This window comes from Catellatospora sp. NPDC049133 (assembly GCF_040648455.1).
In the GTDB taxonomy this organism is placed as follows: domain Bacteria; phylum Actinomycetota; class Actinomycetes; order Mycobacteriales; family Micromonosporaceae; genus Catellatospora; species Catellatospora aurea.
Genome location: NZ_JBEZDT010000002.1, coordinates 66,616 through 78,683 on the forward strand (window position 1 = coordinate 66,616; position 12,068 = coordinate 78,683).

12 protein-coding genes are annotated in these 12,068 nt (G+C 73.8%); 6 read left to right on the forward strand and 6 right to left on the reverse strand.

Features of this window, described 5'->3' with window-relative positions; genetic code table 11:
* The first annotated feature begins 133 nt into the window (after nucleotides 1-133).
* Nucleotides 134-2,944 (forward strand): AAA family ATPase, encoded by a 2,811-nt coding sequence (locus tag AB0B35_RS02585; protein WP_361039804.1) that lies wholly within the window; start codon nucleotides 134-136, stop codon nucleotides 2,942-2,944.
* Nucleotides 2,945-2,956: 12 nt separating this feature from the next.
* Here AB0B35_RS02585 and AB0B35_RS02590 read toward each other — a convergent pair whose 3' ends face one another.
* Nucleotides 2,957-4,153 (reverse strand): LCP family protein, encoded by a 1,197-nt coding sequence (locus AB0B35_RS02590; protein ID WP_361039806.1) that lies wholly within the window; start codon nucleotides 4,151-4,153, stop codon nucleotides 2,957-2,959.
* 158 nt (nucleotides 4,154-4,311) lie between these two features.
* On the opposite strand from AB0B35_RS02590, the gene AB0B35_RS02595 reads away from it, so the two are divergent.
* Nucleotides 4,312-4,518 (forward strand): CsbD family protein, encoded by a 207-nt coding sequence (locus AB0B35_RS02595; protein WP_361039808.1) that lies wholly within the window; start codon nucleotides 4,312-4,314, stop codon nucleotides 4,516-4,518.
* 66 nt (nucleotides 4,519-4,584) lie between these two features.
* On the opposite strand, the gene AB0B35_RS02600 is transcribed toward AB0B35_RS02595, so the two are convergent.
* Nucleotides 4,585-4,767, reverse strand: coding sequence for a hypothetical protein (locus tag AB0B35_RS02600; RefSeq protein WP_360522599.1), 183 nt, complete (start codon nucleotides 4,765-4,767; stop codon nucleotides 4,585-4,587).
* Between the two features lie 130 nt (nucleotides 4,768-4,897).
* On the opposite strand from AB0B35_RS02600, the gene AB0B35_RS02605 reads away from it, so the two are divergent.
* Nucleotides 4,898-5,287 (forward strand): hypothetical protein, encoded by a 390-nt coding sequence (locus tag AB0B35_RS02605; RefSeq protein WP_361039811.1) that lies wholly within the window; start codon nucleotides 4,898-4,900, stop codon nucleotides 5,285-5,287.
* Nucleotides 5,288-5,362: 75 nt separating this feature from the next.
* Nucleotides 5,363-5,518: a DUF6131 family protein gene (locus AB0B35_RS02610; protein WP_166382865.1), complete on the forward strand. Its 156-nt coding sequence runs from the start codon at nucleotides 5,363-5,365 to the stop codon at nucleotides 5,516-5,518.
* 58 nt (nucleotides 5,519-5,576) lie between these two features.
* Here the strand turns inward: AB0B35_RS02610 and AB0B35_RS02615 are convergent, their stop codons facing one another.
* Nucleotides 5,577-6,674 (reverse strand): hypothetical protein, encoded by a 1,098-nt coding sequence (locus tag AB0B35_RS02615; RefSeq protein WP_361039814.1) that lies wholly within the window; start codon nucleotides 6,672-6,674, stop codon nucleotides 5,577-5,579.
* 166 nt (nucleotides 6,675-6,840) lie between these two features.
* The gene (locus AB0B35_RS02620; RefSeq protein WP_361039816.1) at nucleotides 6,841-7,287 is read right to left on the reverse strand and encodes a hypothetical protein; all 447 of its coding nucleotides are present in this window, start codon (nucleotides 7,285-7,287) and stop codon (nucleotides 6,841-6,843) included.
* Nucleotides 7,288-7,381: 94 nt separating this feature from the next.
* Here AB0B35_RS02620 and AB0B35_RS02625 point away from each other — a divergent pair, with 94 nt between their 5' ends.
* A complete protein-coding gene (locus AB0B35_RS02625) occupies nucleotides 7,382-8,062 on the forward strand; it encodes a TetR/AcrR family transcriptional regulator (protein WP_361039819.1) in 681 nt (226 codons plus the stop codon).
* On the opposite strand, the gene AB0B35_RS02630 is transcribed toward AB0B35_RS02625, so the two are convergent.
* Together AB0B35_RS02630 and AB0B35_RS02635 are read right to left on the reverse strand one after the other, a co-directional pair.
* The gene (locus tag AB0B35_RS02630; RefSeq protein WP_361039822.1) at nucleotides 7,963-8,844 is read right to left on the reverse strand and encodes a diacylglycerol kinase family protein; all 882 of its coding nucleotides are present in this window, start codon (nucleotides 8,842-8,844) and stop codon (nucleotides 7,963-7,965) included. The genes AB0B35_RS02625 and AB0B35_RS02630 overlap by 100 nt on opposite strands.
* Nucleotides 8,844-10,400 (reverse strand): FAD-binding oxidoreductase, encoded by a 1,557-nt coding sequence (locus tag AB0B35_RS02635; RefSeq protein ID WP_361040266.1) that lies wholly within the window; start codon nucleotides 10,398-10,400, stop codon nucleotides 8,844-8,846. Before AB0B35_RS02635 ends, AB0B35_RS02630 begins: the two co-directional genes overlap by 1 nt.
* 56 nt (nucleotides 10,401-10,456) lie before the next feature.
* On the opposite strand from AB0B35_RS02635, the gene AB0B35_RS02640 reads away from it, so the two are divergent.
* Nucleotides 10,457-12,043, forward strand: a complete 1,587-nt coding sequence (locus tag AB0B35_RS02640) for a glycerol-3-phosphate dehydrogenase/oxidase (protein WP_361039824.1) — start codon at nucleotides 10,457-10,459, stop codon at nucleotides 12,041-12,043.
* Nucleotides 12,044-12,068 lie beyond the last annotated feature (25 nt).

A 12,068-nucleotide genomic window follows, 5' to 3' on the forward strand; every position in this document is an offset into this window, starting at 1 on the left:
GATGGAGATCGAGGCAAAGCTATCAACGGTGAAGTTTCTGCACAAGATTCGGGCCGATACTGAAACTTTCCTTTGTCCGGTGGATCCGGACTTTCGCGGTCATGAGGCACGCCGCGCTCACTAGGCTCAGGGCATGGCGCCGGTCTCTCCGGTTTTCGTGGGCCGGCAGGCCGAGACGGGGCGACTGCACGCGCTCGCGCGGCAGGCGGCGGGCGGGCACGGCGTGGCGGTGCTGGTCGAGGGCGAACCGGGCATCGGCAAGACCTCGTTGCTGGACCGGGTCGCCGCGGACTGCGCCGACCTCGGCATGCGGCTGCTCACCGGCGCCGCCGAGGACCTGGAGCAGCAGCTGCCGTTCTCCGCGATCGCCAACTGCCTGGGCATCGGCGCGGCCACCAGTGATCCCGAGCTGGCCCGGGTCTCCGGGCTGCTGCGCGGCGAGCAGGCCTTCACGCAGAGCCTGGCCGCCGTCAACCACGACTTCGTCATCACCGAGGCGGTCCTCGACCTGTTCGACGAGTGGTTCGCGCAGGGTCCGGTCGCGCTGCTGCTCGACGACGCGCAGTGGGCCGACACGCAGAGCCTCGTGGTGGCGCACCGGCTGGGCCGGGGCATCGAGCAGGAACCGATGCTGCTGGTCGTGGCCACCCGGTCCGCGCCCCGGGCCGGAGCGGTCGACGCCCTGGAACGCAGTCTCGTGGCCCGCGGCGGGCATGTGATCGAGCTGGCGCCGCTGCCGCCGGACGAGGTCGAGGCGCTCGCCCACGACCTGCTGCACGCCGACGCCGGCCCCCGGCTGAGCCGGCTGCTCGGCACCGCCGGCGGCAACCCGATGTACGTCACCGAGCTGCTGGCCGAGCTGGCCGAGGAGGGCGCGCTGGCGGGCCGGGACGGCCGGATGGAACTGGTGTGGGACACCGACGAGCGGGCCGAGGGCTGGGTGCCGCCGCCGCTGGCGGAGGTGATCCTGCACCGCCTCGGTTTCCTGCCGCCCGCCGTACGCGACGCGCTGCAGACCGCGGCCGTGTTCGGGCGCACCGTCGAGCTGACCGAGCTGTCGCAGGTGCTGGGCCGCCCGGTGGCCGAGCTGGCCGACGTGGCGGCGAGCGCGGTCGAGGCGGGCATCCTCACCGACACCGGCACCCGGCTGGAGTTCCGGCAGCCGCTGATCCGGGAGGCGCTCGCGGCCCGGGTGCCGCCCTCGGCGCGGGCGGCGCTGCACCGGCGGGCGGCGCAGGCGCTCGACGCCGAAGGCGCGGGCGTCGAGCGCATCGCCGAGCACGTGATGGCCGGTGAGGGCGTCGACGACCGGACCACGCAGTGGCTGATCGGCGTGGCCGACCCGCTCACCGCCCGCGCGCCCGAGCTGGCCGTGGAGCTGCTGCAGCGGGCCCTGCCGGGAGCGCCCCGGCGGCAGGCGGCCAGGCTGCGCCTGCAGCTGATCCGGGCGCTGCTCTGGCGGGGCGCGCACGCCGAGGCGGAACGCCTGGCCCGCGACGCGGTCGCGACGGGCGACGATCCGGCCTGCGACGGGGAGCTGCGCTGGCTGCTCGCGCAGACCTGCTACCGCCGCGGGCACCTGCGGGAGTCGCTGGAGGTCATCGAGCAGGCCCTGGCCGAGCCGGGGCTGAGCGAGACCGAGCGAGGACGCTTCCACGGCTTCGCGGCCGTGTGCCTGTTCTTCCTGACCCGCTTCGACGAGGCGCGGGCGGCCGCGCGCCGGGCGGTGCGGGCCGGTGAGGCGACCGGGGACGCCCGCTGCATCGGGATCGGCGACTTCGCCCTGGCCATGACGCTGGCCATGGACGGGGACCTGGAGCAGGCGCTGGTCGTCAACGACCGGGCCTTCGCCTCGCTCACCGAGGGCGTGCAGCCGGACCTGCAGGTCGACCCGTACACGCTGCGCGGGATGTGCCTGCTGGAGCTGGACCGGCTGGCCGAGGCCGAGCGGGCGCTGTCGGCCGCGATCGCCGCCAACCGCGAGTCCGGTGGGGCGTACCTGCCGATCGCCCACACGCTGCGGGCGCGGCTGCTGTTCCTGGACGGCCGCTGGGACGACGCGCTGGTCGAGATCGAGGCCGCCGCCGAGCTGCCGGACCTGCTCGGCAGCGAGGTGCGGCTGCGCGGCATGGCTGATCTGATCGCCGTGCACCGCGGGACGACCGTCGACCCGCCCGCAGGGACGGGCGCGTCCTATCCGCACCACTTCAGCCGCTGGGCGCGAGCGCTGTGCGTGGAGTCCCAGCAGGGTCCGGCGGCCGCCTTCGAGTTGCTGGCCCCGGCCTGGGAGAAGGCGCACGGGCTGGAGCCGCGGCGGCTGGTGTACCGCGTGTGCGCCGACCTGGCCCGGCTGGCGGTCGCCGCGGGTGACCGGGACCGGGCCGGCGCGCTGGCCCGGGACGTGGACGCGCTGCTCGCCGGGCGCGCCCACCCGAGCCTCGCCGCGACCGCGAAGCTGTGCCACGGGCTCGCCGGCGACGACGCGGAACTGCTGCTCGCCGCGGCCGCGGACTACCGCGAGGCGGGGTGGCCGCTGTACGAGGGCAACGCGTACGAGAACGCCGCCGAGGCGCTGGCCCGCCAGGACCACCCGGCACGGGCCCGCCGGGCGCTGGACAAGGCGCTGGAGCTGTACGGCGCGCTGGAGGCGACCGCCGACACCGCCCGCGCCGAGGCCCGGCTGCGGGCGGCGGGCGTGCGCCGGGGCGTACGCGGCCCGCGCAAGCGCCCCAAGCACGGCTGGGAGGCGCTCACCGCGACCGAGCAGCGCGTCGTCGCGCTGGTCGCGTCCGGCCTGTCCAATCCAGACATCGCCGCGCAGATGTTCCTGTCCCGGCGCACCGTGCAGTCGCACGTGTCCAGCATCCTCGGCAAGCTCGAACTCAACTCGCGGGTCGAGCTGGCGGTGCAGGCCGCCGAGCGCAGCACGGTGCAGGCCGGCTGACCTGGCGGCGGCTCACCGCCGGTTCGCCTCCGCCGGGCTGTCGATCGGCGCTTCGAGGTCCGCCGCGTCGCCGATGACGGACTCGGGGTGGGCGGCGACGTACTCGTCGAGCGTGCCGTTCGCGGCCGCCTGGAACATCAGCAGCGTCTGCGGGCTGAGCGCCTGGGTGCCCTTGACTTTGGCCCGGTTGTACATGCCGTTGTTGGTCTTGAGCATGACCAGGTCGCCGGGGGTGAGGCCGCGCAGTGTCCAGATGTAGTCGAACAGATCGGCATGGCCGGTGTCGAGCTTCAGGGTGCTGCCCGCGGCCGTGAGCAGAGAATTGATCTTGATGGGGTTGGTGATGATGCCGGCCGAGGTCACCTTGTCGCCGATCGCCTTCAGCAGCTGCTGCTGGTGGCGCTGCCGGTCGTAGTCGCCGTACGGGCCGCTCTTGCGCTGGCGCACGTAGTCCAGCGCCTCCCAGCCCGCCATGTCCCGGCAGCCGACGTGGTGCACGTAGGTGTTGGGCAGGAACACCCCGGACTTCTTGCCGTAGGCGTACTTCGGCTTGCCGTCGACCACGACGAAGTGGTCCGAGCGGGTCTCCTGGTCGACGCACATGTGCACGCCGTCCAGCTCGTCGACGACGTTCTTGAACGCGTCGAAGTCGACGACCGCGACGCCGTCGAACTTCAGGCCGGTCAGCTCGTGCACCATGTTCGCGGTCAGCGCGGCCCCGCCCTGCCAGCCCTGTCCGTTGCGCGAGCCGTAGGTGTAAGCGGCGTTGGCCCGGGTCCTGGCCCCGTAGAAGTTGGCCTTCGGGTAGGCCGGGATGTGCACCAGGGCGTCGCGCGGGATCGACATCAGGTAGGCCCGGTCGTGCCCGGCGGGCACGTGCAGCATGATGATCGTGTCGGCCCGGCCGCTGCCCTCGACCCAGCCGTCGCGGGTGTCCAGCCCCAGCAGCAGGATGTCGATCGCGCCGCGCAGCGTGCGCCCCTCGACCTCCGGCTCCTTGCGGGCCTCTCCCTCCAGCACCGAGCCGGTCTCCACCGCGCTGGTCAGGCTGTGCAGGTAGGACTGGGTGACCATGGCGCCGCCGAAGCCGAGCGCCAGCACGAGCACCATCACGCCGAGCATCAGCACCGCCCACACCGGCAGCCGTCGGCGGCGGGGCTGGATCGGGGTGATGTCGGGCAGGCCGCGGGGGCTTTCGAGCGGGGTCATCTGTCTCTCCGTGCCGGGGTCTCCTGGCGAAGGACCATACCAGCCACTAACTGGTCATTAGCGAGTTTTGTCTCGTTCGCACATCCCGGGAGGTTTCAGACCGGCTGCGCTGGGTACCCCGACGGTAGAGATATCCGCTATCTCGGAGGAGTTTCGACATGGGTATCAAGGACAAGATCAGCAATGAGGCCGAGAACGTGACGGGCAAGGCCAAAGAGGCCACCGGCAAGATGACCGACAACGAGCGCCTCGAGGCCGAGGGCAAGATGGACCAGGCCTCGGCGAAGGTGAAGAAGGCCGGCGAGAAGGCCTCCGACGCCATGAGCGACGCCAAGGACGCGGCCAAGGATGCCATCCGCCGGTAGTCGTCGCCGCCCATGACAGCGCCGCCCCCGCGATCCGATCGCGGGGGCGGCGCTTTTGTCGCCGGGTCAGTGTTCGGAGCCGGAGAACGGCTCAGGCGGGTTGCGGGGATCGCGGTTCTCCTCGGTCAGCCGCTCGGTGTCCTCGTGCCGGCGCTGCTCGTCGCGGTGCGCCTCGTCCCTGGTGTGCTCCAGGTCGGTGCCGCCCGCCGGCTCGATCGGCTCGTACTCCTCGGGGCTGTGATCGGTCATGCCGGACTCCATACCCGCGTAGCGACCTGCACAAACGCCTGCGGAGACGGTGCCGGGTGTATCCTGATCATCTCGGCGACATCTCGTGTTGTGCCCGCCGCGGGCATATCGCGGCCCTATGATCTGCTTCATGACCGTCAGTGAACAGCTCATCACGGCTAGCGACGAGGAACGGGCGGACCTCCGCGCCGAGCTGATCACTCTGCTCGACCGCTGGCAGGCCTGGCGCAACGATCCGGCGTACCCGGGCACCGGCCGGGTCGGACCGGCCTGGCAGGCGGGCCTCGACCGCGCCATCGCCGACACCCGGGAGTCCGTGCACGCGCTGCCGCCGGACCACGACCCCAGCGCGCTGGCCGACCTGACCCAGCCCCTGCTGAGCACCTTCTGGGCGCACCGTCCCGGCCCGATGGCCGAGGTCGTCACCCAGGTGGCGATGTTGCGGCTGCGGGCCGTGGCCATGCACGGCCGGGTCGCCCGGCGGCTGGCCCAGGAGCCGGTGGGCACCGCCGCGAATTGATCGTCCGGTTTAGCCCGCCTGAGCACCGGGTACCTCAACGACGATGGGGAGCGTTCCTCGAGTGGGGAGACCGAAGTGCTTGTTCTGGGCCTGATTCTGTTGCTGCTGGGATATTTCCTCCACATCAGCATCCTGTGGACGATCGGCTTGATCCTGCTGATCGTCGGCGCGATCCTGTGGATCCTGGGAGCGGTCGGCCGCCCGGTTGGCGGACGACGGCATTATTGGTGACAGGCTGAGATGCGAAAGGGCGCCCCTCGGGGGGCGCCCTTTCGCTGTCCGGCGGCGGCTACTCCGCGGTTACGGCGCCTGGCCGGGCCGTCGCGGTCAGCACGACCGCCACCAGCAGGCCCGCCAGCGCCTGCACCACTGGGATGCCGGTGTAGAGCTCGGGCAGCGCCGCCGCCGCGAGCTCCGCCGACGGCCCGGCGGGCGACGCGAACAGGAACCCGATCGCCAGGTAGATCGCCCAGGTGAAGAAGCCGGCCAGCGCGGCGACGGCCCACAGCCGGCCGCGGTCGCCCGGAGCGGGCCGCAGCCACAGCACGGCCAGGTCGGTGAGCACCCCGGCGACCAGCAGGCCACCGATGAGTTCGAGGTTGCCGAATCCGGTGATGGCGGCGCAGAGCGCGCCGATGACCGCGTAGACGACAGTGACGCTGCCGGGCGGCAGCGCCCACCGCCGGGCCAGGGCCAGGATCGGCAGGATCAGCACCAGGTTGGTGACCAGGATCGAGGTGGCCATGTCGGAGCTGAGCCGCTCGTCGTCGTTGATCAACGAAAGCATGATCCGGCCCGGCGAGTACACCAGCGCGTTCGCGTACTGCAGGAACAGCAGCACCAGCGTGGCCCCCAGGGCGATGGACAGCACCGCCGGCAGCAGCCCCAGCAGCCCGCGGGCCGGGTCGGCGCGGCGCGCCCACGCCGTGCGCAGCGGCGTCGTCACGATGATCATCATCGCGCTGACCAGGCCCAGGTGGGTGGGGCTGAACAGGATGTCGATGGTCTGCTCGACGCCGAAGACCACGTGCCAGAGCATGTCGCCGAGGCCGGCCAGGGCGAACCCGCCGATCGCGAACACGGCCGGCGGGTAGCCGGCCGGCATGGCGCGCAGGTCGGGCAGCCGCCCGCCGCGGAACGCGGCCCGGCAGGTCCACAGGATCCAGCCCGCGGTCACGATGAAGCCCCAGTAGAAGACCGCGTGCCAGGGCGTGAAGAACGTCTCCAGTTCGGGCACGTTGTTGTGCGCCCAGGCGTCGACCATCAGGCCGATGGTGAACCAGGTGCCCAGCAGCACGGTCACCAGGTCCGTGCGGTAGGACGTCACCGGCCGGTCCGGATCGGAGGCCACCGCGGGGGCGGCCTGTTCGGGTGCGGTGCTGACCATGTGGATCCCCATCCTGCCGTGCGCCGACTCGTGGCGGGACACAGGATATCGCCGACGATCACCGTACGCCGACCGCAGGAGTGCACCCGATCGGCGCCCGCTGCTATCGACGCAGCTCAGCATGGGGACGGGCGGCTCGCCTTTCGGAAGCCGCCCGCTGTACGGATCAGGGGGTCGCGGTGGGCGCGGCCGAGGCGGTCGGCGCGGGCACCGGTGCGTCCGGCAGCGTCTTCGGCGGCAGCGGCCAGGGCATCGGCTGCCCGTCGAGCCCTCGCTGGCGCAGCCGCTCCCGCAACAACTGCCGCATCAGCTCTCCGTCCCGCAGCCGCTCGGGGCGCACCCGCTCGTCGCGGTCGCGCTTGCCGCCCCACGGACCGCGGTCGCCCCGGTCGGCGCGGTCGAAGTCGTGGCCGTGGTGGCCGTGGTGGTGCCCGGCCATCAGGCCGACCGCGAGGCCCAGGCCGCCGCAGACCAGGCCGCCGAGCAGGAACGCGATCAGGACCGCGGCCAGCGTCCCCCCGGACGGCCGGGACCAGGTGCGGGCGCGCGGCGCGGGCCGCGGGTCCGGTTCGGAGGTGTCGTCGTCGACCGGCTGCTGCGGCTCGGTGGTCATGCGGGGCTCCCAGGCTGAGGGGGTACGGCGGGCCGGGTACCACTGTGACACCGCCGAGCGCCGGGCGGTAGCCGGGCGTGGTACACATGGGCCGGTGGACGCTGAGGAGGAGCCGAGCGGGCGGCGCGTGGAGGACCTCGTGCTGGACGCCGCCCGTGACTGCGTGCTCGCGTACGGCGTGCGCCGCACGACGGTGACCGACGTGGCGCGCCGGGCCGGGGTGTCCCGGATGTCGGTGTACCGCCGCTGGCCCGACGTGCAGAGCCTGGTCGCCGACCTGATGAGCCGCGAGTGGCACCGCGTGATCGTGGACGCGGCGCGGCAGGCCGCCGCGGCCGACGGCCCGCTGCGGGCCCGCCTGGTGACGCAGTCGGTGACGGCCGCCGCGACGCTGCGCGTGCACCCGCTGCTGCGCAAGATCCTGGAAGTGGACCCCGAGATCCTGCTGCCGTACATGCTGGACCGGCGTGGAGCGGGGCAGGAGGAGATGCTCGGCTTCCTGATCGAGATGATCGCGGCGGGACAGGCCGAGGGCTCGGTGCGGGCCGGGGACCCGGCCCGGCTGGCCCGCGCCGTGCTGCTGACCGCGCAGTCCTTCGTGCTGTCCGTGGCCACCGTCACCGACGGCCACACCCCGTCCGACCTCGACGCCGAGCTGACCCTCCTGCTCGACCGCTACCTGTCCCCCGCCGGCGGAGCGAGCACTGACAGGGCGCCGGGGAGCACCCGTACGCGCAGCTCGCCGAGCGTGGTGAGCGGGTCGCCGTCGGCGTAGGCGGGCACGGGACGGTCGGCGGCCACGGTGACCGTCGCGCCGCGCAGCACGGTGACCTCGGGGCGGCGCACGTGCACCCCGCTCCGCATCTCGCGCAGGACCAGCGGGAACAGCAGTTTGGACACGCCGCCCAGCACGATCACGTCGAGCAGCCCGTCGTCCACGACGGCACCGGGCGCGACGTGCAGGCCGCCGCCGTAGTAGCCGGAGTTCGCGACCACCACCGAGTACGCCCGCGCCGACAGCTGCTGACCGTCGACGTCGAGCCGGTAGACGGTGGGCCGCCAGCCGAGCAGCGCCCGTGCCCCGGCCAGCGGGTAGACCAGCCCGGCCGGGGTGAACCGGGCGCGATTGGCGCGCTCGTTGGCCGCCGCGTCCACCCCGGCGTACACGCTGCCCAGCACGGTCTCGCCGCCCGCGTCGAGCGCGTCGACACGGCGCGGCCGCCCGTGCAGCAGCAGCTCGGCGACGTCCTCGGCGCGGTGTGGCAGGCCGAGCTGCCGGGCCAGGTCGTTGCCGCGCCCGGCGGGCACGACGCCCAGCACGCCGCCGGTGCCCGCCAGCGCCGCACCGAGGCAGCGCAGTGTGCCGTCGCCCCCGGCGGCCAGCACCACCTCGCCGTCGGCGGCACAGCGCCGGGCGATCTCGCGGGCCTGCCCGACCCCGCCGGTGTACTCGACGCGCACCCGCGCCCCGCCCGCCCGCAGCAGCTGCGCGACCGGCATCAGCCGGGCCAGTCCCCGGCGCGCGGCCGGACCCACCACCGCCGTGAACGACCTCATCAGGGCACCAGGATGCCAGGGTTGAGCACACCTGCCGGGTCGAGTTCGCGCTTGACGGCCCGCAGCACGTCGACCCCGAGCGGGCCGATCTCCTGGGCGAACCAGTCGCGGTGCTCGGTGCCGACGCCGTGGTGGTGGCTGATGGTCCCGCCGGCCGCGATGATCGCGTCGTTGGCCGCCGCCTTGGCCCGCTGCCACCGCGCCACCGGCTCGTCGCCGTACGCGGTGACGACGGTGAAATACAGGGAGGCTCCGGTCTCGTAGACGTGCGAGACGTGGCACAGCACCATCGACGGCACGGGCAGCGCCGCGAACAGCGCCTCGCGCACGGCGTCGTACAGGCCGGGCAGCGCGGACCAGAACGCCGCGGTCTCCAGCGTCTCGGCGAACGCGCCCGCGTCGAGCAGCGCGTCGCGCAGGTACGGCGCGTCGAACCGGTGCGCGGCCCACTGCTCCCCCGGCTCCGGGCCCAGCTCCTGCCCACCGCACTCGCGCAGCACCGCCGCGGTCTGCGCCACGGCGTGCTCGACGGACGCGCCCTCGTGGCCGACCACGAGCAGGCAGCCGCCGTCGCCGCGGCCCCGCCCGGCCGCCCCGAGCATGGTCTCCACCTCGTCGGACAGCCGCAGCACGGTCGGCCGCGGACCGTCCTGGGCGAGCCGTCGCGCGGCCGCTGCGCCGTCGGTGAACGACTCGAAGCGCCAGCCCTCGTAGTGCCGCTGCGCGGCGAGCGGACGGACCCGCACGGTCACGTCGATGATCACGCCGAACGCGCCCTCCGAGCCGAGGAACAGCCGGCGCAGGTCGGGCCCGGCCGACGAGGCGGGGGCGCGACCGGTGCTGATCGTGCCGCGCGGGGTGGCCACGGTCAGGCCGACCACCATGTCGTCGAAGCGGCCGTAGCCCGCCGAGGCCTGGCCGGAGGAGCGGGTCGCGGCGAAGCCGCCGATGGTGGCGTACTCGTACGACTGCGGGACGTGGCCGAGGGTGAAGCCGTGCTCGGCCAGCAGCTCGTCGGCGCGCGGCGCGGGCAGCCCGGCCTGCAGCACGGCCGTGCGCGACACCGGGTCGACCGCGACCAGCCGGTCGAGGCGGCGCAGGTCGAGCGTGAGGTATCCGTCCGCCTCGGGGGCGAGCCCGCCGACGACCGAGGTGCCGCCGCCGAACGGCACCACCGCGAGCCGGTGCTCGGCGCAGACGGCCAGCACGGCCAGCACCTGCTCGTGGTCGGCGGGGGCGACCACGGCGGCAGGCAGCGCGGGCAGCTCGCCCGTGCGCTGGTGGAACAGGTCGGGAGTGGACTTGCCCGACGCGTGCAGCGCCCGCTCGGCCGCTTCGGTGCCGACGTGCTCCGCGCCGACCACCGCGACCAGCGCGGCGAGGGCCATCTCGGCCAGGGCCGGAGCCGGGGCGCTGACGGCGTCCAAAACGGTCACCGGTCCGGGCGGCGTCACGTCGAAGACCTGCTTGAGCAGCCCCGCCACGGCCTCGGGCAGCGGCTTCGCCTGCTCCGGTGTGCCCCAGCGCGCCCAGGTCGCACGCCGCTCTTCCCGCATCGCATCCATGTGTGACAGAGTTACATCCAGTGTCACTTCGGCGCAAGGAGGCGACCGTGTCGGACGCTGCCCGCACCTCTCTCAACGCGTCACGCCGGGAGCGCGAACTGGCTGAGCTGGCTGCCGGTGAAGTGGTGGACGTGCTGGTGGTCGGCCTCGGCGTGACCGGGGCAGGGGTCGCGCTGGACGCCGCCTCGCGCGGGTTGTCGGTCGCCGCGATCGACGCCCACGACCTGGCTTTCGGCACGTCGCGGTGGAGCTCCAAACTGGTCCACGGCGGGCTGCGCTACCTGGCCAAGGGCGAGTTCGGGGTGGCGTACGAGAGCGCCGTGGAGCGCGGCGTGCTGATGGCCCGCACCGCCCCGCACCTGACCCGGGCGCTGGCGATGGTGCTGCCCGCGACGGCGTACACCGCGCCGCTGACCGTCAGCCTGGCCGGGGCCGGGCTGCGCGCCGGTGACCTGCTGCGCGCCGTGGCGGGCACCCGGCGCGCGATCCTGCCCGGGGTGCGTTCGCTGTCCGCGGCCGAGGCCCGCGGCATGGTGCCCGCGCTGCGCTCCGGTGGACTGCGCGGCGCGCGGTTGTCCTGGGACGGGCAGCTGTGCGACGACGCGCGCCTGGTCACCGGCCTGGCCCGCGCCGCGGCCGGGGCGGGCGCGAAGATGCTGACCCGCTGCCGCGCCACCGAGCTGACCGGCGACGCGGCCGCCGTGACCGACACGCTCACCGGCGACCGGCACACCGTCCGGGCCCGCGCGGTCGTCAACGCGACCGGCGTATGGGCCGGGCAGCTCGCCCCCGACATCACCCTGCGGCCTTCCCGCGGCACCCACGTGGTGCTGCCGTCGTCGCTGTTCGGCGGCCTGTGGGCGGGACTGACCATCCCGGTGCCCGGCGAGCTGTCCCGTTTCGTCATCGTGCTGCCGCAGGCCGACGGTCTGGTCTACGTCGGCCTGACCGACGAGCCGGTCGACGGCCCCGTCCCCGACGTGCCCGAGGTCCCCGAGTCGGATGTGGACTTCCTGCTCGACGTGCTCAACTCGGCCCTGGAGACCCCGGTGCGCCGCAGCGACGTGCTCGGCGCGTTCGCCGGCCTGCGCCCCCTGATGGCCGCCGGCGGCCGCACCGCCGACATCTCCCGCCGCCACGCCGTCGTGCGGGGCCGCGACGGCGTGCTGACCGTCGTAGGCGGCAAACTCACCACCTACCGGCGCATGGCCGAGGACACCGTCGACGTCCTGGCCGCCCGCCGCGGCGTGCACGCCGGCCCCTGCCGAACCCGCGACCTGCCCCTACCCGGCGCGGCCCCCCGCGACCTGCTGACCCGCGTCCCCGCCCCCGCCCGCCTCATCGCCCGCTACGGCACCGAGGCCCCCGCGGTGCTGGCCGAAGCCCCGCCGGAGCTGCACAGCCCGATCACCCCCGGCAGCCCCGTGACCGGGGCCGAACTCCAGTGGGCGGTGCGCCACGAGGGCGCGCTCACCGTCGACGATCTACTCGACCGGCGTACCCGCCTGGGCCTGGTCCCCCACCACCGCGCCGCCGCCCTCCCGACCGCCGAACACGTCCTGAACGAAGGAAGGGCATCGTCGGCTCGCGTCAGCGAGACGAGCAGCGGCTCTGCACAACGCTCCGCGTTGTAGAAGGTGCCCTTCCCATCATCACAGC